The sequence below is a fragment of the Mesorhizobium sp. B2-8-1 genome (assembly GCF_006440955.1).
Lineage (GTDB): Bacteria > Pseudomonadota > Alphaproteobacteria > Rhizobiales > Rhizobiaceae > Mesorhizobium.
This window is the reverse complement of the sequence record NZ_VFTX01000007.1, coordinates 81,671-107,522: the sequence shown is the minus strand read 5'-3', so window position 1 is coordinate 107,522 and position 25,852 is coordinate 81,671. Positions and strand designations below refer to the sequence as shown.

Annotated in this window: 17 protein-coding genes and 1 pseudogene; 10 read left to right on the top strand and 8 right to left on the bottom strand. The window is 60.0% G+C overall.

Features of this window, described 5'->3' with window-relative positions:
* Positions 1-86 precede the first annotated feature (86 nt).
* Both FJ428_RS19175 and tssI read right to left on the bottom strand, forming a co-directional pair.
* Positions 87-515, bottom strand: a complete 429-nt coding sequence (locus FJ428_RS19175; RefSeq protein ID WP_140498300.1) for a DUF6484 domain-containing protein — start codon at positions 513-515, stop codon at positions 87-89.
* A gap of 9 nt (positions 516-524) precedes the next feature.
* Positions 525-2,852: a type VI secretion system tip protein TssI/VgrG gene (gene tssI, locus FJ428_RS19170; RefSeq protein ID WP_140879955.1), complete on the bottom strand. Its 2,328-nt coding sequence runs from the start codon at positions 2,850-2,852 to the stop codon at positions 525-527.
* Positions 2,853-3,127: 275 nt separating this feature from the next.
* Here tssI and FJ428_RS30955 point away from each other — a divergent pair.
* From FJ428_RS30955 to FJ428_RS19135, 8 genes and pseudogenes are all read left to right on the top strand, one after another.
* Positions 3,128-3,397: pseudogene (locus tag FJ428_RS30955) on the top strand (FHA domain-containing protein); the annotation flags it as partial.
* Positions 3,398-4,177 carry a type VI secretion system-associated FHA domain protein TagH gene (tagH, locus tag FJ428_RS19165; RefSeq protein WP_318012495.1) on the top strand — a complete coding sequence of 260 codons (780 nt, stop codon included), beginning with the start codon at positions 3,398-3,400 and terminating at the stop codon, positions 4,175-4,177. It begins immediately after the preceding pseudogene.
* A 333-nt stretch (positions 4,178-4,510) separates the two neighbouring features.
* Positions 4,511-6,016, top strand: coding sequence for a type VI secretion system protein TssL, long form (gene tssL / locus FJ428_RS19160; protein ID WP_140879954.1), 1,506 nt, complete (start codon positions 4,511-4,513; stop codon positions 6,014-6,016).
* Between the two features lie 22 nt (positions 6,017-6,038).
* Positions 6,039-9,593, top strand: a complete 3,555-nt coding sequence (gene tssM, locus FJ428_RS19155; protein WP_140879953.1) for a type VI secretion system membrane subunit TssM — start codon at positions 6,039-6,041, stop codon at positions 9,591-9,593.
* Between the two features lie 158 nt (positions 9,594-9,751).
* Entirely contained in the window at positions 9,752-10,531 is a 780-nt protein-coding gene (locus FJ428_RS19150; protein ID WP_140685146.1) for a protein phosphatase 2C domain-containing protein, read from the top strand.
* A complete protein-coding gene (locus FJ428_RS19145; RefSeq protein ID WP_140685145.1) occupies positions 10,531-12,957 on the top strand; it encodes a serine/threonine-protein kinase in 2,427 nt (808 codons plus the stop codon). The genes FJ428_RS19150 and FJ428_RS19145 overlap by 1 nt, the downstream gene beginning before the upstream one ends.
* Positions 12,958-13,061: 104 nt before the next feature.
* Positions 13,062-13,469 carry a DUF1036 domain-containing protein gene (locus tag FJ428_RS19140; RefSeq protein ID WP_181165311.1) on the top strand — a complete coding sequence of 136 codons (408 nt, stop codon included), beginning with the start codon at positions 13,062-13,064 and terminating at the stop codon, positions 13,467-13,469.
* Positions 13,466-15,796 (top strand): M23 family metallopeptidase, encoded by a 2,331-nt coding sequence (locus FJ428_RS19135; protein ID WP_140685144.1) that lies wholly within the window; start codon positions 13,466-13,468, stop codon positions 15,794-15,796. The genes FJ428_RS19140 and FJ428_RS19135 overlap by 4 nt, the downstream gene beginning before the upstream one ends.
* 68 nt (positions 15,797-15,864) lie before the next feature.
* Here the strand turns inward: FJ428_RS19135 and FJ428_RS19130 are convergent, their stop codons facing one another.
* Positions 15,865-16,398 carry an OmpA family protein gene (locus FJ428_RS19130; RefSeq protein ID WP_140498307.1) on the bottom strand — a complete coding sequence of 178 codons (534 nt, stop codon included), beginning with the start codon at positions 16,396-16,398 and terminating at the stop codon, positions 15,865-15,867.
* A gap of 259 nt (positions 16,399-16,657) precedes the next feature.
* Here FJ428_RS19130 and FJ428_RS19125 point away from each other — a divergent pair, with 259 nt between their 5' ends.
* Positions 16,658-17,167, top strand: a complete 510-nt coding sequence (locus FJ428_RS19125) for a hypothetical protein (protein ID WP_224519101.1) — start codon at positions 16,658-16,660, stop codon at positions 17,165-17,167.
* Positions 17,168-17,223: 56 nt separating this feature from the next.
* Here the strand turns inward: FJ428_RS19125 and FJ428_RS19120 are convergent, their stop codons facing one another.
* The 5 genes from FJ428_RS19120 to FJ428_RS19105 form a co-directional block, all read right to left on the bottom strand.
* A complete protein-coding gene (locus FJ428_RS19120) occupies positions 17,224-18,468 on the bottom strand; it encodes a caspase domain-containing protein (RefSeq protein WP_140515089.1) in 1,245 nt (414 codons plus the stop codon).
* 19 nt (positions 18,469-18,487) lie between these two features.
* A complete protein-coding gene (locus FJ428_RS19115) occupies positions 18,488-19,594 on the bottom strand; it encodes an OmpA family protein (protein WP_140566538.1) in 1,107 nt (368 codons plus the stop codon).
* Between the two features lie 247 nt (positions 19,595-19,841).
* Positions 19,842-21,209 (bottom strand): autotransporter outer membrane beta-barrel domain-containing protein, encoded by a 1,368-nt coding sequence (locus tag FJ428_RS30320; RefSeq protein WP_181167338.1) that lies wholly within the window; start codon positions 21,207-21,209, stop codon positions 19,842-19,844.
* A 53-nt stretch (positions 21,210-21,262) separates the two neighbouring features.
* Positions 21,263-22,516 (bottom strand): hypothetical protein, encoded by a 1,254-nt coding sequence (locus tag FJ428_RS30315; RefSeq protein WP_181167337.1) that lies wholly within the window; start codon positions 22,514-22,516, stop codon positions 21,263-21,265.
* A gap of 235 nt (positions 22,517-22,751) precedes the next feature.
* Entirely contained in the window at positions 22,752-23,477 is a 726-nt protein-coding gene (locus tag FJ428_RS19105; RefSeq protein ID WP_140879952.1) for a hypothetical protein, read from the bottom strand.
* Positions 23,478-23,666: 189 nt separating this feature from the next.
* On the opposite strand from FJ428_RS19105, the gene FJ428_RS19100 reads away from it, so the two are divergent.
* Positions 23,667-25,121 (top strand): caspase family protein, encoded by a 1,455-nt coding sequence (locus tag FJ428_RS19100; RefSeq protein ID WP_140879951.1) that lies wholly within the window; start codon positions 23,667-23,669, stop codon positions 25,119-25,121.
* Positions 25,122-25,852 lie beyond the last annotated feature (731 nt).

The following is a 25,852-nucleotide window of genomic DNA, read 5'->3' as shown; positions in this document are numbered from 1 at the left end:
CTGCTCGGCGTGCTGCCTGACGACATCCGGTACTATTCGCCGCTGCTCCGGCGCGCCTTCTGGTTTCTTTCCGGTTGCCGCCAACATCAGTTGAGATCGATCGAGCCGCCGCGGATGCGATTGGCGGCGCTCGCCTGGCTGGTGACATAGGTGCCCCGAATGGTAATGCGGCCATCTTTTTCCATGAGGATCGTCGCCTTGCCGCAGCGTAGTTCGATGCGCTCTTCCCCAATGATGCGAATGCGCTCGCCGTCGCGCACGACCTGCGGCGCGGCGGTCTTGCGCGCCGGCTCTACGATGCGGCCGACGATCAGCGGTTTGATGGGGTCGCCCTCCTGAAAGAGCAAAGCCACCTCCGAGCCGACCATATCGGACGTCAGTCCGGTCAGGCTGCGCGCGGGCAAGGCTGTCTCTTCCGGGTTGCCGGGGAACACCACCAGCGGCGACGCGGCATCGTCGAAACCGAGAAAGATGCCGATCACCACACCATCAATGCGTTCGCGAACGTCACTCATCGCTGCCCCTTAATTCTCCGCAATCTTCGAGCCCTTCATCGTGATGTCGCTCGACGCCTTGATGCTGATCTTGCCCGACCCCTTGACCGAAATGTCCTTGCCTTCGATTGCGATCGTGCCGTCTTTCTTCATCATGATCTTTGCCGATCCAGTCTGGATCAGGATCTCGTCCCCTGCGTCTATCACCAGCTTCTTGCCTACCTTGATCGAGCTATTCCCGCTAATGCTGATCGCACTATCCTTTGCGACGCTCAGTGAATGCGCCCCTCCAACGCTCGTGGAATCATCGGCCGCGATGCTGGCGCTGCGCGCCGCGCCGACGCTGAAAGTCTGTGCGCTACCGACGGTGACGCTTTGATCGGCGCCAACATTGACGGTTTGCGCCGCCGCAATCGTCCAGCTGTCGCTCGCACCTATGCTGTGGTCCTGCGCTGCCCCAACCGTCACAGACCGTGTCGCGCCGATCGTGTTGGTCTGCGGCCCGCCGACGCTTCTGGTCTCCGATGCTCCGACTGTATCGACACGCGCAGCGCCGACACTCACCGTCTGTACAATCCCCACTGTCTGAGAATGATTGGCGTCGATGTTTTCCGTCGAGTTCGACACGACATGGATGGTTTCGTTGGCCATGACTGTCAGCGAGCGGTTGGCGCCCACTGTCTCGGTGTCGTTCGAGCCGATGTTGGTGGTCTGGTCGACGCCGATCTTGACCGTCTTGTTGTTGCCGACGTCCTCGTCGAGGTTGTGGCCGACGGAGTGTTTGGCGTCGTGGTCAATGCGGTCGGACTGATCGTGCTGGACCAGCTTTGTGCGGTCATGCTTGATCAGAAGGTTGTGATCCTTCTGCGCCTGGAAATTGACCAGTTCGGAGCCGGCCTTATCCTCGAACATCAGTTCGTTGTAGCCGCCACCGCCTTTGGAAGAATCCGACTTCCAGCCCGATTGTGTGGCGTTGCCAGGCAGGCCGTAGGGCGGCATCTGCGAGGCATTGTAGACCCGGCCGGTGATGATCGGCAGGTCCGGGTCGCCTTCGATGAAGTCGACGATGACCTCCTGGCCGATGCGCGGTATCTGGATGAACCCCCAGCCACTGCCGGCCCAACTCTGCGACACCCGTACGAAACAGGAACTGTTCTGGTCCTTCTTGCCGACGCGGTCCCAATGAAACTGGACCTTCACCCGCGCATATTTGTCGGTGAATATCTCCTCGCCGGATGGACCGACCACCGTCGCCGTCTGCGGGCCGCGCATGATCGGTCGTGGCGTGGTCCGCGGCGGGCGATAGGGCAAGGCTGTCGGCGCCACACCGAGGACCACTTTGAAACTCTCGCTTTCGACGTCGGCCTGGGCTCTATAGCCGGGGTCAAACAGCCTGTATTCGGCGCTGACCACCAGATATTCCTGGTTCTGGTCTTCGCGCGGAAAACCGTCCAGCTTGAACGTGCAGCCGGAATACAAGCCGCGCACGGTGCCGGCCGCGGCGATGCGCTGGTGCAAGGCCTGGATCTCCTCGCGCCGGATCGAAGCCAGGCTGTCGCCCCGGCTTACTTCGAGATGCGCGCCCGGCTGGCGGTAGTTCTCACCCGCGGACAGTTTGTGACTGAACGGCTGGGCCGACTTGGCCATGAGGTCGGCGCCCGGCTTCTTGAAATCATAATCGGTGTGGGCATAGGCGCCTGGGCGCACCGAGCTGCCCGGTATCCATTCGGTGATGTATTCGACGTCGCGCCGGGAGCCCTGACCTTCAAAGTTATAGAGCACTTTCTCGTAGCCCGGCGCAGGCTTCAGCTTGCTCATCGCATCGGCCAGGACAAGCGTATGCTTGCCGTCATCGTGCTCGAAGAAATAGAAGATACCTTCGTGCTCCAGCAGCCGCTGCACAAAGTCCAGATCGGTCTCGTCGTATTGCACGCAGTATTCACGCGCCGGATAGGACCCTTGCAGGCGTAGATCGAATTCGGAAATACCGTATTTCTTGAAGACATCCTTGACGATATCGACGACGCTCTTGTTCTGGAAAATATAGCAATCTGTGGTGTTGCCGAGAAACCAGAGCCACGGCCTCATGACGGCCTCGTAGTAGGCTAGCCGGTCCTCCATGCGGGTGAGCCGAAACTCCGACACGATTCCACTGAGCCAGCGCTTTGGATCGGATTCACCTTCGATCGAGACAGGCCCGCCCAGCATCTTCAACGGGTCGATATCGGAGTCTTTGCTCACGAACCCGACCGTGTAGGCAAAGCAACGGCTGATCTCATCGCGTCCGACAAGATGCGTGAAGGTCAGCAAGTCGGAGCCAACCGGTGTGCGGACAACGGTGGCACGTTCATTCGGCATGGGTCGAGCCCCCTCCTGGACGCGGCCGCCAATGTGATGGATTTGAAGTTCCCGCTATATCAACGGTGTCATTAGCGGTGTTACGTTCAGGAACTTTCCAAATCCGCCACGCCAGGCCATGTTTAGCCTACCACATGTTTTCCCGCTGACCAAAGAGGACAGGCGGGCGACAGAATCTTACCCGCCTTCTCGTCGGCTTGAAACGCCGCTGTCCTGTTTTGCCTGCAAGCTGCTAGAATGTTGGAGTATCGATCAACGATCGACGGCGATCTTGGATGTACATCAGTCTGCGGATCAACAATGTCGACGCCCTGCTCGCTGGCACCTCGACCAGCTACGTGGCGCGTGATAGCGGCTTCGAAATCGGGCGCGATGCTTGTGACTGGACCTTGCCCGACCCCGACAAGTTCATCTCGGGTCGGCACTGCGAGGTTCGATACGAGGCGGGCGCGTTCTGGCTGCACGACATCTCGCGCAACGGGACCTTCATCAATGGATCGAGCCAGCGCATGAGCGGCCCGCATCGGTTGGTCGATGGCGACCGGATGCTGATCGGCCGCTATGTCGTCTTGGTATCGGTCGAAGAAGAGCGCGCCACGGCAGACCACCCCAGCCGCGATTCGACACAGCGGGAAACGCCGGTCGCGACAGGCCGGCCGCTGGAATTCGGAGATGGGCCTTTCTTCGAGCCCGCGCAGCAACGGTCCGCACAGCGCATTTCCGCGCCGACATTCTCGTCGCCTGCCCTTCCCTCAACCAGGGACGAGGTGCTGCGGGAGATCGCGATCGCAGCCGGCATTTCGCCGGAATTGCTTCAATCGCGCGACCCCCATGAAGTTGCCGCCGAAATCGGCGCGGTCTTGCGGGACGTGGTCGAGGAGCTGACCCTGCTGCTGAAAGCACGCGCGGCCGCGAAAATGTTGGCCAAAAGCACACAGCGAACGATGATCAGCGCCGCCGACAACAATCCGATGAAGTTCGTTCCAGGAACCGACGACATCCTGGAAATCATGTTCGCCCGGCGCAGGACCGGCTATCTTGATGCCAGGCGCAGCATCGAAGATGCATTCCGCGATCTCAAGACTCACGAGTTTGCCACTTATACCGCGATGCAAACCGCGCTCTCCCGGCTGCTTGACGACCTGTCGCCCGAGGCGATCGGCAGGAAACTCCCGCCTACCTCGTTTACGAAGAAGAAGAGCCAAGCCTGGGACGTCTATGTCGCGACATGGCGGACCATGGAGGAGGCACATGAAAACGGCATGCTTGATATATTCCTGGCCTATTTCAGCGAGGCCTACGCCAAGGCCGGCAAGCAGAAATAGGAGGTCCCAGGAAGGCACGGCCCCGGGAAACGTATGGCCAAAAAGCATATGGCCAAAAATGCATGGCACGGCAGTCGGCGAAGAAAAGTCTCGCTGACGCCCGGCGTCCGGTTCCAATCGACGATTTCTGAGATTACGATCGCATAAGACAGTTCGCCAAGCGGGTAAGACTCATTGAGCTGAGGGTCTGCGGCAAATGTCATGTCACTGCGTGATAGCATCTTCTAGCCATTGCCACGGCCGGCAGCGGCTGCCTTTCCTTTACCTGGCCGGAAACCGTTCTGCGCCCATCTCACCTCATCGCCGGCGCCCCGCCTGCACGGACGATCTGCGATGAGTTCGAAGGACGACCCCTTCGGCCCGGCGGGCAAGACGGTCATTCGCGCAAATCCGCGGAGCAAGCAAAAATCGACGCTAATTCCCGAGCTGCCCGTCGCGGACAGAGGCCAGTCCTCTCCAATCAAGGATTCGACGGTGTTCGATCCAGGCGGCGGGTGGTCGCCAGGCTGGGCATCCGGAACCGTGATTTATCAAGGTGGCCCCGGCGATGTTGGTGCGCCGACAGGCTCTGCTGGGACTGCGCCGAGGACAGGCATCGAGCAGGAAAGCCTATTCAACGCCGGGAGCGGCATCAAATACGCCGCGGCAAACCCCATTCTCGCCGCGGCGGCACCTTTGCTGATGCTGCTCGGACAGTTCAGGCTCTTGCCCGTTGAAAGACAGGCGGCGCCATTGGCGCAACATGTCACGGAGGCGATTGAGAAATTCGACCGGATAGTTAAGAAGTCAGGCGTTGCCGAAGAGGATGCCCGGATTGCGAAATTCGCCCTCTGCGAAACCGCCGACGATCTCATCGGTAACCTGCCGTGGCCCAGGACTGACGCCTGGGCGCCACACGGGATGCTGCGGCAATTCTTTCACCTCGAGCCCACCGGCACCGGCTTCTACGAAGCGCTGAACAAGATCCTGGCCAGTCCCGAAAAACACTACGATCTGCTCGAACTGATGCATGCCTGCCTGTCGCTGGGTTTCGAAGGCCAGTATCGAGGCGTGACGCGACAAGACAACAATCTCGAACGCGTTCGTCGCGACGTCTACGAGACGCTTCGCTATTTCAGGCCGCGTTCCGGTGGAGACATCTCGCCGCATTGGCAGGGCCTAGCGGCGACGATGGCGCAGTCCTCCGCCCGCCTGCCGCTTTGGGTCGTCGCGGCAGCGGCGACCGCGTTGCTGACAGCGGCGTTCTTCGCATTGCGGGTCTTCATCACCAATGAAGGCGAGGCGGTCGCGGGTGAATTGCTGGCGCTCGACCCATCAACACCAGTCGTCATAGAACGCGCCAGCGTGGCGCCGTTGGCTGAGCCGGCGAAAGTCACCCCACCAGCGGCCACCGCGCAGATTGATCGTATTCGTGCGGCATTGGCCAAGGATCTCGAAGGCGGCGGGCTGACCATCGGCACCAAGGGCGACTTCATCGTCGTGGAGATCAACAATCTCCTGCTGTTCCGGTCCGGCAGGGCCGAGGCGAGGCCGGAATTCCAGCCCATTGCCACCGACATCGCCGCGGCTCTGGAACACGAGCCTGGACCAATCCGGATCGTCGGCCACACGGACAATGTGAAACCACGAAAGTCGAGCGCGTTCAAATCCAACTTCGACCTTTCCGTCGCCCGGGCGAAGGCAGTCGAAGTGTTGATGGCAGTGAAATTCACCGATCCCTCGCGACTGACGGTCGAGGGTAAGGGCGAGGACGAGCCAATCGCCGACAATGCGACACCGGATGGCCGCGCCAAGAACCGCCGTGTCGATGTGATGATCCCCAGGGAGGAAACACTGTGAGCACGGCCCGCTGGAACCACCCATGACGCGTTGGCTGTTGCGGATATTCAGCGTGATCGCGCTGGCCGGCTTCGCCGCGGCACTGTGGTTTGCCGGGCCATTGATCCGCTTCGCCGACACCCGGCCGCTCGGACCTGGGTGGCTGCGCGCGACGATCATTGGTGTGATCCTCGCGCTGCTGGCGCTTTTTTACGCGCTGCGTTTCTGGAAAGCGAGGAAGGCGCAAAAAGCGCTTGAAGCCGTCGTTGCGCACAATGACGACCGCGATGACGGTTCTCGGGTGCTCGAAGCGCGGATGAATGAGGCCGTGGCGGCGCTCAAACGGTCGAGCGGCAAGCGCAACTTTCTCTATGAGATCCCCTGGTACGTTGTCATCGGCCCGCCGGGTGCCGGCAAGACGACGGCTCTGGTCAATTCAGGCCTGAATTTTCCGCTTGCCGGTTCGGGGGACGCCCAACCGGTGGCCGGTGTTGGCGGAACACGTGCCTGCGACTGGTGGTTTACCGATCAGGCCGTGCTGATCGACACCGCAGGTCGTTATACGACGCAGGACTCCAATCCCGAGATTGACAAGAAGAGCTGGCTCGCATTCCTGTCACTGCTCAAGAGGTACCGCACCAGACAACCGATAAACGGCGTCATCCTGGCCATCAGCCTTGCCGATGTGATGAGCTTCGATGATCAGCAGCTTGATGCCCACATCGTCGAGATACGCAGCCGCCTGAGAGAAATTCACGAGACGCTGAAGATCCAGTTTCCCGTCTATCTGCTTTTCACCAAGGCCGATCTGGTTTCAGGGTTCACGGATTATTTCGGCGGTTTCGACGAGGCGCGCAGACGCAAGGTATGGGGCACGACATTCCAGACGGCGGAGCGCGATAGGAACATGGCCGCCGCGGCTCCTGCCGAACTCGATGGGCTGGCGGAACGACTGGCGGACGAGATGGCCGACCGCCTCCAGGAAGAGGCTGATCCGGTCACGCGCATCTCCATCTTCGGCTTTCCGGCTCAGTTCGGCGCGCTGAGGGGGCGCATAACCAGTTTTGTCGCCGGTCTATTCGACCCGTCCCGCAGCCAGGTGAACGCCAGCCTGCGTGGACTCTATTTTTCGTCAGGCACGCAAGAGGGAACGCCCATCGATCAGGTGCTGGGCGCAATCGGCCGCAATTTCGGGGGCAATTCCCGCCCGCATCTTTCCGGAACCGGCAAAAGCTTCTTTTTGCATGATCTGCTGACGGACGTCATTTTTGCCGAATCGGGATGGGTTTCGTATGACAAATCAGCTGCGAGGCGGGCGGCGGTGGCCAGATTTGGCGGCCTCGGTACGATAGCGCTGATCGCTGCTGCCGCACTCGGTACGCTCGCTCTGAGCTTCGCGGCCAACCGCTCGCTGATCGCGTCCGCAATGGTTGCTATGGGCCAGTATCGCGCGACGGCGGAAACGCTGCTCAAGGCGGCCACGGTTACCGATGTGGACCTTGAAAACGTCATCGGCCCGCTCGACCAGTTGCGCGACCTGCCGGCCGGGTTCGAAGCCGCTGAGCTAGCGACACCGATCGGGGAGACGTTCGGCCTCAGTCAGCGGGAAAGACTTCTTTCCGCGTCCCGGACCGCTTATCGGAAAGGCCTGGAACGCATGTTGCGCTCGCGCCTGCTGATCCAGGCCGAGCGAACGATCCAAGCCAAGATGGGCGATCCCGCCGCACTCTACGAGCCGTTGAAAATCTACCTCATGCTTGGTGGCAAGGCGCCGAAGGTCGATGACGCGCTGATCGTTTCCTGGATGAAGCAAGATTGGGAACAGAACCGATACCCGGGCGAAAACAACCGCGAGGGACGAGCGCACCTCGAAAAGCACCTGCGCGCCATGCTCGCCTTGGACGACGCCTATGACCCCGTTTTCGAACTGAACCAGCCCCTTGTTGAAGCCGCACAACGCTCTCTCGAGCGCATGAGCCTTGCCGATCGAGCGACCGCTTTGATCAAGTCGGCGATCTACGCGGCGGCGCTGGATGACTTCTCCGTTTCCCAGCAAGGTGGTCCCGAAGCCCAACTGCTGTTCGAACGTATCGATGGCAGCGAGCTGGCGGACCTTCGTGTTCCCGGTCTCTACACCAGTTCCGGCTTCAACAGGTTCTACCTTGCCCAACTCTCGCGCATTGCGCAGATGCTCGTCGACGAGCAGTGGGTTCTCGGTGGTGGCGGAGAGCAAGGCGACATCGATCAGCAATTGCTCAGGCTCGGCCCCGAACTTCTCGATCGCTACGGCAAGGCGTTCGCCGTCGCGTGGAACAGCGTTCTCGACCAGTTGAAATTCAAGGCGATGCTGACAGACAAGCCGCACTACACCGCGCTTTCAGCCGCTGCCTCCCCCAATTCGCCGATAAAGCGGCTGTTTTCGGCGATCGCCAACGAGACGGCGCTGACACGGGACCCAGGTGACGGTCCTGGCGCCGAGACAGAATCCGCGGCTCAAAACCAGCAACGCAGCGCCGCAGAATTAGCCAAGGGCTTAGCCCGTATCGGCATACACATAGCCAACGGCAAATCGCAAATCCGCGCCGGCGCACAGCCCGCTGACGTACAGAACTTGAATCCGGGCGCGAACATTGAAGCGCGATTCAAATCATTCCAGGTCCTGGTGAACGGGCCCGCCGGACATCGCCCGATCGACGCACTAACCCAGAACTTCAGCGACATCTATCAAAGCCTGCGACTGGCCACCGAAGTTCCTTCGCAGGTGGAGCGGCTCAACGGTAATCTGCAGCTACAGATTGCCACCCTTCGCGCCAATGTCTCGCGTCTGCCCAAGCAACTTGGCCGGATGGTCAACACGACGGCAGATGAGTTCGAAGGTAACGTCGCCGAAACCTCGGTGACAAACTTGAACCAGATACTCGACCAGACGGTCACAGCCCCCTGCGAGGCAGCGATCAACGGCCGTTACCCCTTCGACGGGAGCAGCACCGAGGACGTCGCCATGGCCGATTTCGCGAAGCTGTTCGCCCCAGGCGGACTGATGGACCGGTTCTTTGCACAAAATCTGGCCTCGCTGATCGACATGACCGGCCAGGACTGGCGTTGGAAACAGGATACGCGCTTTGGACGCAACTTGTCGAAATCGACCTTGAAGGACTTCCAGTTGGCTGCGGAAATCCGCATTGCCTTTTTTCCATCGGGCGCTTCAGTACCCTCCGTCAGCGTCACATTCACACCCTTCTCGCTGCATGGCGATGCCGACATGGCCGTACTCGATATCGATGGCCAGACCGTTCAGAGCAACCAAACCGGAAATGGGCCGAGCACGGTGACGTGGCCTACCGGTACGGCTATCCCATCCGCGAGCCTCAGCCTGACGCCAGAAATGCCGGGTCGCCAGTCCGCCATCACCTTCGAAGGGCCGTGGGCCTTGAAGCGGCTTCTGAACAAGGCGGCTATCACGGGCAACGAGGGCAGCATGCAGGCCCGTTTCGTGATCGGCGGGCGCGACGTGACCTACACGATCCAGACAGGGTCCGGCACCAACCCCTTCCTGCTCCCTGCTCTTTCCGGATTCACCTGTCCCAAGGCGTTCTGAGATTGAGATGATCCTGGGCAGTAAGCCGCAGAAGCGCAAAACCAGGCACACACATATTTTAGTTTTCGATACTTTAATGTTTGAGCCTGTGGCAAAGTGGCACGAACGCGCCCGAAGGCGCGTCGCGGAGGACGCTGGGTGAAGCGTTTGGTGGCAAATTGAACAATGTCGCCCTTCCCATTGAAAGCTTCGGCGTGAGCCACAGAGGCTGTGTGCGGGAGCTCAATGAAGACAACTACCTGGTCGAGCCCCAGGCTGGCCTGTGGTTGGTCGCCGACGGGATGGGTGGTCACGACGCCGGAGAAGTCGCTTCGGCCAGTATCGTCAATCATCTGGCAACGATCGGGATTGCCAGCTCCGCACCGGATCTTCGGGCGCGCTTCGAAGACAGGCTGAGCAGGGCTAATGCCGAGATCCGCCGCATCTCCCAGTCTCGCGGGATAACGATCGGCTCAACTTTTGCCGCCCTGCTTGCCATAGACGGGCGGTTCGCCTGCCTCTGGGCTGGTGACAGCCGCGTCTATCTGATCCGCGAGGCCTCGATCTCGCAAATATCGAAGGACCATACCGAGGTTCAGGAACTCATCGATAAAGGCATGCTCACCGAAGCCGAAGCGCTCACCTGGCCGCGCCGCAATGTCATCACGCAGGCAGTCGGCGTCAGCGACGAGATTGTCATCGATTTCCAGCAAGGTGAAATCCTGCCGGGGGACATCTTTGTGCTGAGCACCGATGGCCTGACGGCGCATGTCACCGATGCCGAGATCGAGGCTGCGACAGTGTCCGCGACACCTCAGTCGGCGTGTGAAAACCTGCTGGAAACGGTTCTGGCGCGTGGCGGAACAGACAATGTGACCATCGTGCTTGTCAGGGTCGCGGGCGGATACGATAGCCAGTCGCCCCGTCCAGCTGCGTACAAAGCGCGGGGGCGGGGCTGATGAGCGCCGACGACAAGACGCGGATATCGCCAGGCGCGGCCAACACTGCCGTGGGCACGCAACTGAGCGGTATCTACGAACTTGACGAGCGGATCGCATTCGGGGGCATGGGCGAAGTCTACCGGGGCCACAACATCCAGACCGGCGACCATGTCGCGATCAAGATCGTTTTGCCGGAATTCGCGCGCGACCAAACGATCTTGTCCCTGTTTCGCAAAGAGGCAACTATCCTGAACCACCTGTCGCATGACGCGGTGGTGCGTTATCACGTCTTCACGATCGATCCGGGGATCGGTCGTCCCTACCTCGCCATGGAATTCGTCGACGGAGCGTCGTTGTTCGACATCATGCGACGTGGGGCGATGCCGACGGGAGAGGTACGAAAGCTGTGCCATCGCCTCGCTTCCGGTCTAAGCGCCGTGCACCAGGCCGGAGCAATACACCGCGACCTCTCGCCGGATAACATTATTCTGCCGGGGGACCGGGTTGACCGTGCGAAGATCATCGATTTCGGCATCGCACGCTCGGCGACGGTGGGCGGAGAGACCCTGATAGGCGGAAGGTTCGCGGGAAAGTACAACTATGTTTCGCCCGAACAACTCGGGCTCTACAGCGGCGACGTCAGAGAGCAGTCCGACATCTACAGCCTTGGGCTGGTATTGGTTGCCGCCTTGCGCGGCAAGCCGGTCGATATGAGCGGCTCGCAGTTCGAAGTCATCGAAAAGCGCCGGACCGTGCCTAATCTCTCCGATATCGATGACGATTTTCGCGGCATTGTCGAAGCCATGCTTCAACCGGATCCGCGAGACCGGCCCGTCAGCATGGCCGAAATCGCCAGGATGACACGTGACGACAACGAGGAGACAATCCCGCCGACTTCCCTCGCGCCCCGCGCTCGGCCGGGTTTGCCGCCGATAGGGCAAGCCGCTGCTCCAGCCAGCAAGAATGAGGTCGAGCGGCACGACGACGCAGACGCGACGGGTTCAGGTAGGCCGCGCTTCGTCCAGCATGTGCGGCCCGCGCATTTGTCTGGACCGCCGCGCCCGGCCCCCCTCGGCGCTGCACGTACCGCCACAGCCGAGGCGCCTGGCAAATCCACAAGGACCCGAACGATCGCGCTCTGTGCCTTGGCGGCGCTAGCCGTGGCCTCTGGAGGCGGCCTTTATCTGGGCGGCGTCATGACGCCTGCGACGCCGACTGTCGGCAAGACGTCGCTTTCCGCGGCAGAGCCAGCAAAGCCCGCGCCCCAAACGTCACAGCCCGCCGCTACGCAGAATGCGGCGAACGCGCCCGAGCCGCCAAAGGTTGTTCCGCCGGCGCAGCCGGAAACGCAGGCCGGCACACCGCCCGCCGAGGATAAGCCACATGCTGTGGCAGCTCAAAGACTGCCGTCGGCCAAGCCCGTCGACATACCTCTACGAACCGAGGCGCCGCCGAAGCCAATCGCGACGAACGCGCCGCCGCCCGAAAGGGCATCGCCGGCAATCCAGCCCGACACGACGGCCGGCGATAGGCAAAAGCCGACTTCGCCCGCTACGACCGCTCCAACCCCGCCAGAAGCCGAAACGGTCCAAACTCCGCCGCCGGCTGAGACGGAGGTTGTCGAGACCAAAAAGCCCGAACCACGGGCCAGCCCGCCGGCGGCCCCAATCCCGGAACTGAAATCGAATGCAGGTCCAGCGGTGGATGCCAACGCCAACAGCCAGATTTCTGCGTTGCCGACAGGCAAGCAGCCGAACCAACGCGTTGTAGCGTTGAACGTGCCCAAACCAGCGATCCCCCCGGCGGTCGACGATATCGCTCAACGCGTCGCCTGGGTTCGCGCCTTCGGCGGCGGCGACTGTTTCTATGCCGCCGTCACATCTGCTACCGACAAGGCCGCGGCAATCGAAGGATTTGGCACGGCCGTCCAGCCATTCGAACGCATGCTCGGCGATTTCCAGGCAAAATTCCATGTCGAGCCAGACATCAGCGTCCGCCTCATTGAGCCAAGCCAATGCGAGGTAACCAATTTTCTGCGCTTTCTGGGACAGACCGCGGCCGACCAGCCGCAGCTTGTTCTCGACCGAACATCCGTGCCGAACGGTACGCCGATTAGCGGTACATTGGTAACGCGCAGAGGACTCATCTCCAGCGTTCTGCTGATCGACCACAAAGGCATGGTGTTCAATCTCGACGACCGCATCGTCACCGGGTCGGACAAGGCGACCTTCAGGATCCCGATTGGTCTCGGCGCGGCCGATAAGGCTGCTGGAAAGTCCGTGCCGCAGATAATACTGGTGATCACGGGCCCTCGCGACATTCAGTCGGCTGCCTTCTCCGATCCCACGCCAGCTTCGGCGCTGTTGCCCAAAATCATCGAGGAAGTCGAGACCGACGGATCTCGGTTCTCAGCCACTGCCAAGTATTTCCGGCTCGGCGGATAGCGTGGGCCTAGCATGGAACGCCGCCGCTGGTGTTTGACCACTTGGTCTGCCCTGCCCGAAAAGCAGCAGGTCCGGTTCCAGCCCTATCTGCCCCGAGGGCGCGCATGAAACTCGCGATCATTTTGGGCGCTCCCCTCGCCCTGCTGTTGTCCAGCCAAGCGCGAGCCGAGTTCACGGTCTGCAATCAGACACTCGATGTCGTCAATCTCGCCGTCGGCCAGAAGGTCGACAATGCGGACCAGACCGATGGATGGTGGACCATCGGCGCAAACCAATGCGTGAACGTTATCCGGGAGGAACTGACCAACCGCTACGTCTACATCTATGCAACTGACGTGTTTGGTCATGCCATCCTCGCCGGATTGACCGAAATGTGCATCGAACGGCGACGTTTCTCGATCCGCGGCAGTGACGAATGCTGGCAGCGCGGCCACATCACCGCCCGGTTTCTGGAAGTCGACACCCTCGAACAGGTGCGGTGGACCTTCTTCCTGACCGCAAGCAATCCGTGACACACCATATCGACACGAGCTTCAGACAGAAGAAGCAGGCGCGCGCCGCCCTTCGCAGGCGCACGCTATGTCGTAGATTGATGGTGGGTTTGACCTCGGCTGTGCTGCTTTGCGTGGCCGCCGGTTTTTACCTGACCGCGGACTATTGGTCATTCGGCGACGAAGACGAGGAGTTGCATGCGGTCGAGGGGGCGGACGATGTGCCGGCCGACGCATCCGTCTACGTGCCAGCGCTGATCGATCTGGCGGGGGACCCGATGTGGATCACCCTTGCGCCAGATGCCGGCGCCGCAACCAAAGGCCGAGTGGTCCCGCGTCCGGCAGAACTCGATCAGGCCGACGTTTCTCCCCAGCTCGAAGTCCTGTCAGACGTCATGCTGAGCGCCAGCGAAAAATTCATGACGACGATACCGTCGACGCAGGAGGATTTCGCATTCTTCCAAGCGCAACGAAAAACCGCTGCCGCGCCATCGGGCGATCTGGAGAACGATCTTCAACCCTCGCCTCCCGCCAGGGAACTTGAAGCGGCTTCCGGTCAGAAAGCCGACAGCGACGATCCCGAAGCCGGATGGGGTGAGACGATCGATGCAGGCGATGCAGCCCTGCCGGCATTCCAGAAGACCGAGATCGAGAACAACACGAGCGTCGTAGCCGTCACCAATGAGTACCAGCGATTCGCGGCGACCGAAGACACGTTCGTAAAGGTTCTCAATGATCGCAGTCTGGACAGCGTAGCGTTGGATGCGCACTTCTCCGCGCAGGATGCCAAGCTGGCAGGCGAGGCCCTGAGCGCGCTTTTCCACCGGGACGGCCTGGCAGCGGGTTACGTCGTTGCGATGCGAGGGTTCAGGCCGACGCGCGACACGAGCGCAATGTCCCTGATGCAGGTTTCGATCTACGCCAAGAACCTGTTCGTCGGCACGCTGACGCGCAACGGCGCGGGCGCCTTCGTGTCGGGTGTTGATCCCTGGGTTCGCGAAGATCTGTTCAACTATTCGGGCGCACAGGAAGAAGGTACGCATAAACGACAGTATCGTCTGCTCGACGCCATCTATTCGACGGCAGCCCGCAACAATGTTCCAACCGGCGTGATCGGCGAGGCGATCATGTATCTTTCGAGAGGACAGGATCTGGACGCCTTTGCAAGCGAGGACCAGCGTCTGGTGATGATCTATTCACAGACGCCCAGGGGCAAGGACGAGGGCGCGGGACGGGTTCTGTATGTGGGCGTGCAGGGGAGCGAGAAAAGCCTCGACTGTTTTGTCTTCCAGCAAAGCGACGGCCAGTTTGCGTGTGTTACAGGTGACGATCAGGTACGCTCGCTGACAGTCACCAACGGCATGGTCACGCCGGTGAATGGCGTCATGACCTCCACCTTCGGACCACGAAAGCACCCCATTCTGGGGACCGTGCGCATCCATAAGGGCGTCGATTGGGCGGCACCCGTCGGCACGCCGATCGCAGCCGCCTTCGATGGCGAGATCACCTTCCAGGGCGATGGGGGAAGCTACGGCAATCTGGTCAAGATCTTGCACAAAAACGGTCGCGAGACGCGTTATGCGCACATGCAGAAATTTGCAATCGAAGCCGGCGTCGGCACCAAGGTCAAGGCAGGCGACGTCATCGGCTATATCGGCACCACCGGATTATCGACCGGCCCTCACCTGCATTTCGAGCTTTACCAAAACGGCGAGGCGATCGACCCCTTGGGCACGGTTACCGCGGTCGCATCGAACGATTCCGCGGTCGAAACGCTCACCGAGCGCATCGTTCACGTCGAAAGTGGCGGTAGTGCTCGCGCCAAGAATCCTAATTCTTCCGCGACGGGCGCCGGCCAGTTCATAACCAAGACCTGGATCAGGATGATGAATACCTACCGCCCGGAGCTTGCACGCACGCTGTCGACCGACGACCTACTCGCCCTGCGCTACGACGCCACGATCTCGCGAGAGATGGTGCGCAACCTGGCGCGCGAAGGCGAGGCCTACCTGCGCCAGCGCGGCCACCAAATCACGGCCGGCCGGCTCTATCTCTGTCATTTCCTTGGAATGGAAGGCGCGCATCAGGTTCTGTCGGCATCAGGTTCGGCGCAGCTGAGCGCTGTCCTGGGGTCGGCCGTCATCCAGGCCAACCCGTTCCTCACCGGCAAGACAGCCAGCTACGTGGTGGACTGGGCCGAAAGAAAAATGGGCCAGAAGCTGACTCATCTGGCAACCGACGCCGGGTCACAGACAACGACCACCGAAATCCGTCAGACGTCGCCGGAGTTCGAAAAATACAAACAGGCCATCACTGCTCTCATGGGCTCGATCCCAAATACGCTCTGAGCGTCAGGTCTGGCATGAGTTTCTTGCGCAGAAGGGTTCCCCCTCGGTTTGCCGCGCAGTTTCGACGGTTATTGCGTTTTTATCCGCATTTCCACGCGGCGGTTGGCAGGATCGTACGGGTTGGCGTTGCGAGGGTTCTTCTCGCCCATGCCGACGGCGTTGATGCGCGCGGCCTCGACACCGCTGGCCGTCAGGAAAGCTGCCACCGATTTCGCTCTTCGTTGTGACAGACCTTCGTTGTAGCGCAGCGTGCCCGTCGCATCGGTGTAGCCTTCGACGACGAAGTTGAACGTGCTCAGCCGGTTGTCTTTCAAAGCCTTGGCGAACTCTTCGAGCTCAGCGCGCGCGGTTGCGTCGAGTTGGGCCGAATCCAGCCCGAAATTGATCAGCATGTCGAGGTTGGATCTGCCTTCCTGCTGCCCATTGGTGTTGCTCTTGTTGCACTCCTCTTCGGAACCGACACAAATTCCTCGAGATTTGCCAAGATCGGCTGCGCCGGCAAAAAACTTCACGATGTCTTCTGATTTCCGAGCCGGATCGGCGGAAGCATGGTTCGAGAAAAACACGACCGCCAACACAAAGGCTGAACGACTCCACTGCATAGCGCTCCTCCTGTTTGAGTATCCGATTTTGATCGACCGCGAACATATCAAATTCCAGCGCAATTGTCTGTGGCCAAACGTTGGAGGTGCGATCATCGCGACTGTTTTGGCCGTGGCACGGCTTGAGACTTGACCCGCGCCGTGCCTGAGGCTTGAGTGGCCAAAGTTCCTCGATGAAAGCGCGGCGTTCATGGCCCATGGGCTCCGATTCAAAACGGCACGGGATCTTTTCGCAGCTTGTCCCGCTATCACCAGGGACATGCGCACTCCTCCGACCGAACAGCACTCGATCGCGTTTTGCCGCGACCTCCTCGCCGGGCGCATTCCTGAGGAAGCGATTACATTTTGCGCCTACCTGCTTCCCGAGCGGGCCGCAGTCTGGTGGGCCCACGAATGCCTAAGCCATCTGAGCGACCTCTTCGATGAGACCGATCACCGGTTGCTCGGTCTTGTCCGCGACTGGGTGAGCGAACCCGACAGCCCCCGCCATCGAACAGACGTCAGAGCCGCCGCGGCAAAATCGCCAACAACCCCGGTCGGCTGGATTATCCTAGCTGCGGGATCGCGTGAAGATCGGTCAGCCGTGGCCGCGATGCCGGCACTGGATTTGCAGCATTCTCCTGCTGCCTATGCAATCAATGCCGGAATTCTGGCCGGTCTGGCACGCGTGGCGCTCGTGGACCGTTTCTCGGTGCTGTCGGCGTTCGTCGAAATCGGTATCCAGATGGCCGAGATCGAGGCCCTCCACCAGTCAACGGATGCATCTTAGGGGCACTCGCCCACACGACCGGCACCCACAGAACTGGAGGACGCCCTCCGTCCCGCCTACTTGCAACCCCCTTGAGCCCATTTGGCGAGCGCCACCTTGAAGCGTGTCCCAAGCGGATGCTGCAAGCGCAGAACGGAGACATCGTTGGCGGCGAAATTCTTCGCCTGATCACACAGTCGGGTCTCGTTCCACTCATGGCAGCCGTCGCAGTGCTTGCCCTGCCATACCGAATTGTCGAGGCCCTCCACCGGACTGAAGCGTGGCTCGCCTTTTATGAGCTCCGCAATACTCTTCCCATCGATTTCGGGGTCGCCGAAATCGATCGGAACGTCGAAAAAGATCGGGTCGTCAGAGGCGAGTTTTGGGATTTTCTGACGGAGCACATTGAGTGCGAGTTGGGCGTCATTGGCGGAGCTCGACGGATTAGCAGTGGCATTGCGCGTATCCGAGTCGCCTTGCGGTCCGGGAACGCCCGCCTCACCGACGATCAGCGGTGCGTTGAGATCAACCTTGTGCAGGACGACCTCGGTGGTCAGCGAGACGTTGCTCCAGGGGCGCTGCTTGCTAGCGGTTGCCTTGAACACATCGGCGGTAACACGGTTCATCGCCTCAGTGATGGACACATTTGTCTCGCCAATGTGCGCAAGCAACGCCGAGGTGAACGGCGAATGTTTGCCGGATCCGTCGTAGGCGACCTGATTTGGACTGGTGGCGAACGCGACAAGCGTACCGGCACCGCCATTCTCGATCGAGATTTCCGCAAGGCCGCTTTTTGCTCCCCTGACGCCGGCGGTCTTTGCCAGCACCTCGGCTAGAGGATTGTCGCGACAGGCGTCGAGGAAAATAAGCCTTATGCTGGTCTCGCGAGACATCTGTCGCAGAACGAAATCGACAGGCACCGCCTCGAAGTCGAGCGAAGTCTCGTCCTCCAGGGCGGCATCGATCGGAAGAAGATAGTTGCTGCCTGAAACCTGCAAGCCATGGCCCGCATAGAAGAAAAGCGCGATGTCCGCCCCGCGCACCTGCTTTGCGAACTGCGCTATTGTCGTCTGGGTCTGCAACTTGGTCAGATCGAAGCCGGAAACGACTTCAAAACCAAGATCTTTCAGGCTTTCGGCGATGGCTTTGGCGTCGCGCACCGGATTGGCGAGTGCCGGGGCGTGCAGATATTGGGAGTTGCCAAGTACCAGCGCTGTACGGCGCTCGGCATCGGCTGCCGTCAAAGTGAAAAGCAGCGCAACTGCCGCGAGCCCGATTGCGCGCAGAAGGCTACTGCGACGGGCGATCAGATCGAAACCCACCGGGACAACAGATCCTTCCTCAGTTGACGAGCTTGGTGGCGGAAAACTCGATCCGCCGATTGAGCGCCTTGTTCTTCGGCGTGTCGTTGCCGGCGACTGGGCGTTCCTCGCCGTAGCCGGTCGCCGTAATCTGCGTGCGCGGAATGCCCGCTCCAACAATGGCGTCGGCCACTGCCTGGGCCCTGCGCTCCGATAAGCGCTTGTTCTCTGCAACCGGTCCATCGGCATCGGTGTGTCCGGAAACTTCGACCTTTAGGCCTGGGCATTTGCTGACGACACCGACGACCTCAGCGAGGAGCGGGCGGCTTTGGGCATCGAGCCGCGCGCTCGCGGGGCGAAAATAGATCGCCCCGGTACGGGACAGCACCGCAAACCTGTTGAGGCATTCCTCATCGTTGAAGTTGGTCTTCGTCGCATCGGTGGCGACGGGCCCGACCTCGGTGCTTGCCGCAACGGTCTGGGCGGGGGGCGGCTTGCTTCCGTCGGCCGTGAACACGAAATCGAACGACACCGATGCGGTAGGAACAATGTTGGTCACACTGGCCGCCTGTTGGAGTTTGTCGACATTGGGCAATAGACCGAAGTCTTCCACATGCACCGCGACAGGGGCCTCCGAGGCGACCGACACCATGGTGTCGCTGACCATGGTCACCACGACATTGGCCTCAAGATCCTTGTCGACCCCATGCAGGTTGAGACGGAATGGAAGAACCGCCTTCATACGTCGCTTGGTGGCGAGGTCGGCAAATGCCGCCGGATCCACTTTCGCTGTCAGTTCGGCGGTTGGAAACTTGTAGGTCTCAAAGAAGAGGAACCGCATCCGGACATTGCGCAGGTCGACCCCGGTATCGACTGAGTTGAGGTCAAAGGAGACCTTGGCGTCGCCGGTCGAAGTGAGGCTGCCGGAAATATTCCTGATCTTGTTGGTTTCGACGATCGTGTTCTTCTTGACCGACTGATAGGTGAGGACCGAAGCGGTCGGATCGAGCGCCCAGTTCGTCTGCGCGTTCGCCGTTCCCAGTCCGGGCAAAAACAACACGAACAACGAAACGATCAAGCCAAGCGTCTTCGCGGCGACTCTGCTTCTTGACCGTGCTTTGCGCCAGACTCCGAGAACTTCGAACATGGCTCCCCCTGCCTACGACAACAGAACCCCGTATCGACATCACGACCATGCGGTGTCTCCACAGAGCATAGAGCACTTGCTGCCAATTGGCGAGCATCCCGGTTGGTGTGCTTGGCCAGCCCGCGATCCCGGCATCGCGATACCGCACCTTGCCTGAGTGCGGGGGGATTTGAAGGTCCTGCTATTCCCATCCCAGACACGTCAGGAACTCAGCGCGGGCGCGGATGATCCGCGGATCGAGGAACCGCTAGAAAGCTATCTTAAGTCCGAGCTTGGCGCCAATAGTTGAGCTATCCGACGACGCCTTACCACGGACTTCGCCGTTGACGGTCGTCAACTCCGAGACTTTCAGGTTGAACCCCGCCGATAGCGCCACGGAAAAATCCGCATCGTCGAAGGCGATCGTCCTGGTACCGATCTCGGTCGTGTTCTTGTAACCGAAACGCTGCTGCAATTCGCCACGCGCATAGGGGCTGAACACCATACCGTTGCTCAGCGTGTAATCGCCATAAATGCCAGGCTCGAACTTGATGGCGCCAAATGAAAGCCGGCTCTTGCCGAACTGATTGCCACCGCTGTCAGTGTAGGGATCGCCGCGGAATGAAACACCAAGCAGGCCGCCACGCAGATCGAAACGGGTGCGTTCGCCCAGCGCGAAGATGTGGCCGACAGATCCCGTGACCGCGTAGCCCTCGGTGTCATAGCTGCCGGTGGTGTCAAGCACCCCGTTCATCACGTCGCTTCGGCCGAAGAAACCGGAGGCCGAGACCAGCGCGTAATTGTAGTCCTTGCGCAACAGTGCGTAGCCGCCGAACAGTCCGGCCTTGTTGTTACCTTCCCCTATGGCATCAAATCCCTGGAAGGCCCCGAGATTGACGTCAGTCGAGGCGTAGCCGGCGAATACACCGATGTTCAGGCCATACTCATTGTCGAACTGGAAATGCTTGGCGGCATTGAAGTCCAGGCTGATGGCGGCCGAAAAATCATTGGCATCGAAGCTCGGGCCCGGGCCATTCAAGCCGCCGCCACTGATGTTATAGCCGTCATGCTCGGTATGAGCGAACTGGCCGGAAGCAAAGACCCCGAAGCTCGAAGAAACCGGTACCATTCCAGGTCCGGATGCAGGCGAAAGGTGGAGGTCAGCATCGATCGCGTCGCGATTTATGCCGTAGAGAGCGTCGAGTGCCACCTCGACCGCGCCCGCGTTGGTCGCGCTGGTCGGCGCCGCCGCAATACCGAAACTGGCCGGCGTGGCACGCAGGAACAAGCCGCCATTCGGGCCGTTCACGATCTCATAGCTGAAAAGCGAACCCGGCGTGCCGGAAATGCTTCCGAGACGGAAGGTGCCGGCAACCGGTCCGCTGGCCGAGACGATGATCGGGATATTGGTCACTTGGGCGAATTGGGGGGTGCCCAGCAGATTGATAATAATGGTGCTGGTGCCGGCAGCCGAAAACGCATTGGCAACGAGTTGATCCGACCGTAGCGTCTGTTGGTTGATGTCGAGGCTGATGGTGGCGCTGTTGAGGGCGAGGCCGCCGAGCGTCAACACGTCATCGGCGACACCGTCCATCATGTTGATCAGGGAATTTGTCGCGATGATCGAACCGGGCATAGTGACGTTGCCGTTGATGAACAGCGTTGAACCGTTACCGAGGTTGAGTTGGTTTATGCCCTGCGTGCCACCGCTGAAGCGAAGGGTCGAATGGTCGGCCGAAAAATTGTCGAAGCCGGCAAAGTTCTGGCTCTGCCGCCGGCGGCAAGGTCGGTGTCGACGACTGTGCCGTTGGCACCTGTACCGCTGAATAGCACCCCGTCGCTAAGGATGAGCGGCTCGACGGCGCCGATATGATCGATGGTTAGCGTGTTGGGTCCAAGGCCGGTAATGTCACCCTCGATCGTGCCACCCGACAGATGGATATGTTCGGCGTCGATGCCGCCCTTTATGTCGCCGCCGACGACCGAGACGCTGTCGAAGCCTAGGCCGCCGGTGATGTTGCCGCCTGTCGTGGCGCCTATGGTTCCGCCGTTGATGTTGACGGTGTCGTCGCCGTCATTGCCGAATATGCTGCCGCCGATGCTGGCGTTGCCAGCGACCATTATCGTGTCGTTTCCGGCAGCTCCGTCGAGGTCGAGGTCGACCGCGGCACTGCCGCTGACGCTGACCCGGTCATTGCCAGCCCCGGCATCCAGGGCATCAACTGTGCCTCCCGCAATGATGATGGTGTCATTGCCATCGCCCCCGGAGAGAACGCCGGCGGTCGGCGCGCTGAAAAAAATTCCCTCCTCGGTAGTGAGCATGCCGATCGATAACAGGTCGTCACCTCTGCCGCCGGTCACATTGCCAACCTGTGTACCGTCACCGAATATCACGGCTCTGTCGGCACCATCTCCAAGGTCAATGTCCTGAATACTGCCGCTCTGGATGACGACCAGGTCATCCCCGGCCCCAGTATTGAGATTGGCCGCGACGGTTGGGGCGTACGGAACCCCCAAGAAATCCCCATAGAACATCTCAAACCGGTCGTTGCCGCCGAGGAGTTCGATTGTACCGTCCGCCGGCTGTAAGGAGGTCGACCCTCCCGCAGGCAGGCCGCCTACACCGGGTGTTGTCGCCGCTTTATCGGTCAGGAGGCCGCCAAAAATTCTCACGACGTCGTCGCCATTGCCGTCGTAGTCGTTGACGATGACTTCCGACGAGTTCTCAAACCCGCTAAATCGGGTGGTGAATACGCCATCGACGTCCTGAAAATCCCCGGTCGTCGTGCAGTTCACGGTAACCGATGTCGCCTGGAAGGGAGTGCCGCCGCCGTTTGCAGTAGCGGAGCAGGCCGCCGCGCCAGAGACTTGGAACGTGGACGCCGCCGCTAAGGCGAGCAACGAGACTCCCGTCAATTGATAGGCCTCGCGCGACACTCTCATTCGACCCCACCTTACGAGAAATCGATACCGTCACAAATCAAGGCAATTAAATAGATCAACGATCCATCTCATGGGATCGTTGACTGCTTAACCGGCACTGTACGCGTCGCGTTGCTGGGCGGCAATGGTTTGGCGTTCGTTCTCAGGAGACTATAAGGCTATCTGTGGCGACAAGGACACTATCGTAAACTTAAATGAGCCTGTCAAAAGCAGTGGCCAAACTTCAAAGGCATCTTTAAAGATCAGAATAGGCCGCCGAAACAGTCAGATCTCCCGCATGTGCAATCTTGCGATGGTAGCTTGCCCATATTTCGCCACCACACTGCTCAACCCAGCGGTGACAGAACGAGAAGTCGGTAGGGAGGTCCAGTTCCGGCGTCACAATCTTCGCAAACGGCGTCAGGAAATTCTCGAACTGAGCGGTGTACTTGCTCTTTCTGTAACGAGACCGGTCCATCGTCTCGGGTAACTTCTCGATTATGGCCGTCACGCAGTCGCGGGAGACCAGAAAGATGCCCGTGCCGCATGACGTTACCCGGACAAAGCCTTCTTGCTCTTGCCGAGGTTCGACGACGGTTCCGATGAACTCCAGGCTTTGCGCAAAGGCTTTGTCGAAGGGCAGTGTCGAGAGGGAATGGAGTTTGCGCAGATCGATCCGGCGCCGCGGATACAGGGTGCCGACGACTTGCTTGTCCAGCGCCAGCATCGCCGCGATAAGATCAGGTGAAAAGCCCATGTCACTGTCGATCATCAGAATGTGACTGCAATCCGGTTTATTGTAGTAGAAATTCGTGAGCAGATAGTTCCGCGAAAATGGAATATCCGTGTACTCGATTTCCGACAGCGTGAAGGCGTAGTTGGACAGGCTCTTATGAGTTAAGGCCGCGAACAGGCTGCGAACGAACACGCTTTTGTAGGCTGCTCCATAAACCGGCAGCGCAAGATTGATCTTGGTCGGCATCTTGTCCTCCACAGTCCAATGACTGATCGCATACAAATCCCTTTTCCCTATCTTTGACAGGATTCTTGGTATAAATTTTGGTGACCTTCGCCGGTATGGGGCAGGCGCTCAGGCTGATTGCGGTTGCGTCGTGGTGCGTTGGGAAGTTGCTGGACCAAGATTGAGGCAGGCCGGAGCGAGCGTGCTGACATGACCCACTGCAACGGACTTCTGTTTCGTGTCCCACTGTTTCTCATTTTCCTGCTTCTTGGCTCAGCTGGTGCTCGCGCCGCGGTCGAGCCGACCGCGGCGCCGCAGCCACGCAACCGGCTAGCGATCGTAATCGGGAATTCGAACTATCAAAGCAGCCGACTTGAGCATCTCCCCAATGCCGCAAATGATGCCGCAAAGCTCTCAGAGAGCTTGAAGCGGCTAAATTTTGAGGTCCTGACGGGCACCGATCTTTCGACCCAAGATTTTTCCAGAATCTTTCGAGAAGCTGATGCAAGGCTGCCTACCGTCAGCGCAGTTTTGATTATCTACGCCGGTCATGGCGTGCAGTTGAACGGCGAAAACTACCTGCTCCCGGTCGATACGCCCGATCCTGAAAGCCTGGAAAAACTCACCGCCACGGCCATCAAGCTGAATGATGTGATCGCGCGGTTCGCGCGCCGCGACCGCCAGACGTTCATATTCCTGGACGCGTGCCGCAACAATCCGCGCGGTGCCGGTGCCGGCAATGGTCTGGCGCAAGTTGAAGTCGGTGAAAACACGTTCGTTGCCTTTGCCACCCAGCCAGGCAATGTCACGGCCGATGGCGGCGGCGAAAACAGCCCGTTCACCATTGCGCTGCTGAAGAATCTCGAGATCCCCGGGCTCAGCATTTCGGATATGATGATCCGCGTCCGCAACGAAACCGAAGCGTTGACGGTTGGCCGTCAAGTGCCGTGGGATCAATCGAACCTGCGTGAGCAGTTCTATTTCACGGAGCAACAGGTACTCGATCCGGGACAGTTGAGCGCAAGCCTTTCACGCATCCTTGCGGACCCCGCGGCAAAGAAGAGATTGCAAGTCGAACTTGCCTCCAATGACCTGCAGACCGCCGTGCTAATCGTCGGACAGACGTTGCGGTCGGTCGAGATTCCGGCACCGTCCGCCAGTTCACCGGAGCCGGTTGGCACACAGGTCGCCAATCTGTCTCCGACCGAAAGGGTTGAGGACGCTCGCCAAAGCGTCGTCTCCGGTCTCGAAACGCTCATTGTCGGCGCATCCATGGGCGAGGCGGACAAAGACAAGACAGCCGATCTTGCGCGCAACGTTCAGACCGAACTTCGTCGCTTGGGTTGCTACCGGATGCAGGTCGATGGGGATTGGGGTACGGGTTCAATCCGTGCTCTCACCGATTTTTACAAGAACACCAAGCAAGTCGCAGCGACGACTGAGCCGAGCGTCGGACTGCTGGGCGATCTCTTTTTGCGCTCAGGCAGAATCTGCAAGCAGCCGGTCATCGTGAAGCCCAAGCCGGCTAAAGTAGCCTCGGACGCCGTCACCTCGCGTACTAGTTCCAGCGGCAAGGCTCCGAAACGCTCGCAGGCCGCCCCGAGAGGCCTCGCGCCTCCCCCACCAGATATCAGTGGCGGCATAGGGATTGGTGGTGTGTTTTAGCTGCGGCAACGGTCGCGCCGGTTCCGTTGGGCTCCCAGGTCAGCTGAGGCAAGGAGTTGCAGGAGCCAGGACCGCAGATCTTGGGCGATCTAGGTGGACGCTTTGGCCAGTGAGACAAGCGGCTTCTTTCCACCCGGTACGCCCAGCGGGGCCAAGGGTAGCCAAGGGCGAACAAACGTGCCATCTCCGCGAACCTGCGGCCGATGGAGCACTGGCCTGTTATTGATCGTTGCTGGTTCAATGGTTTGCGAACGTCCTTCCGCTCAGCCCGCATGGTTTTTCGCTTTGCCAAGGAGCAAAATCAGCTACGCGCGAGCGTCTTCTCCGACAATTAACGTGCGGCGGGCAGCTTTTTCGGACACGGAATCGGCCGGCGGAGATGTTCTTAAGAAGCAACCGATCGCTCGATACCGTGAACTAAACAGAAGTCCGACTGAATGCTCTGACCGTGTTCATGATTTTGTCCATTTGATCTTCAACGTGTGCTAATGATTATCAGGTGTGTTGCCGCGTTTCGAAATCCGGCTCCAATACCACGTCGCTGCTCGGGACACTATTGTCGTTGCCGAACAGCAACAGGGGCCAAAGTTCCTCGCATCGTGATTCATGTCAAACCCATTTAACGTTTGCCTTTGGGTAAGCTGAGATCATACATTAGCTGGAGATGATGCATTCCTAAAGTCCTAGTAGCTGAGATCATAGATTCCTAATTATTTGATTTGTGGAGATCG

Bases quoted from the DNA above. Each gene is read 5' to 3' on its own strand.
- FJ428_RS19105 (WP_140879952.1), bottom strand. From the start codon at position 23,477: ATGCCGACCAAGATCAATCTTGCGCTGCCGGTTTATGGAGCAGCCTAC.
- tssM (WP_140879953.1), top strand. From the start codon at position 6,039: ATGACGCGTTGGCTGTTGCGGATATTCAGCGTGATCGCGCTGGCCGGC.
- FJ428_RS19100 (WP_140879951.1), top strand. From the start codon at position 23,667: ATGACCCACTGCAACGGACTTCTGTTTCGTGTCCCACTGTTTCTCATT.
- FJ428_RS19115 (WP_140566538.1), bottom strand. From the start codon at position 19,594: ATGTTCGAAGTTCTCGGAGTCTGGCGCAAAGCACGGTCAAGAAGCAGA.
- FJ428_RS30320 (WP_181167338.1), bottom strand. From the start codon at position 21,209: ATGCCCGGTTCGATCATCGCGACAAATTCCCTGATCAACATGATGGAC.
- FJ428_RS19140 (WP_181165311.1), top strand. From the start codon at position 13,062: ATGAAACTCGCGATCATTTTGGGCGCTCCCCTCGCCCTGCTGTTGTCC.
- tssL (WP_140879954.1), top strand. From the start codon at position 4,511: ATGAGTTCGAAGGACGACCCCTTCGGCCCGGCGGGCAAGACGGTCATT.
- FJ428_RS19175 (WP_140498300.1), bottom strand. From the start codon at position 515: ATGAGTGACGTTCGCGAACGCATTGATGGTGTGGTGATCGGCATCTTT.
- tagH (WP_318012495.1), top strand. From the start codon at position 3,398: ATGCTGATCGGCCGCTATGTCGTCTTGGTATCGGTCGAAGAAGAGCGC.
- tssI (WP_140879955.1), bottom strand. From the start codon at position 2,852: ATGCCGAATGAACGTGCCACCGTTGTCCGCACACCGGTTGGCTCCGAC.
- FJ428_RS30315 (WP_181167337.1), bottom strand. From the start codon at position 22,516: ATGAGAGTGTCGCGCGAGGCCTATCAATTGACGGGAGTCTCGTTGCTC.
- FJ428_RS19130 (WP_140498307.1), bottom strand. From the start codon at position 16,398: ATGCAGTGGAGTCGTTCAGCCTTTGTGTTGGCGGTCGTGTTTTTCTCG.
- FJ428_RS19145 (WP_140685145.1), top strand. From the start codon at position 10,531: ATGAGCGCCGACGACAAGACGCGGATATCGCCAGGCGCGGCCAACACT.
- FJ428_RS19125 (WP_224519101.1), top strand. From the start codon at position 16,658: ATGCGCACTCCTCCGACCGAACAGCACTCGATCGCGTTTTGCCGCGAC.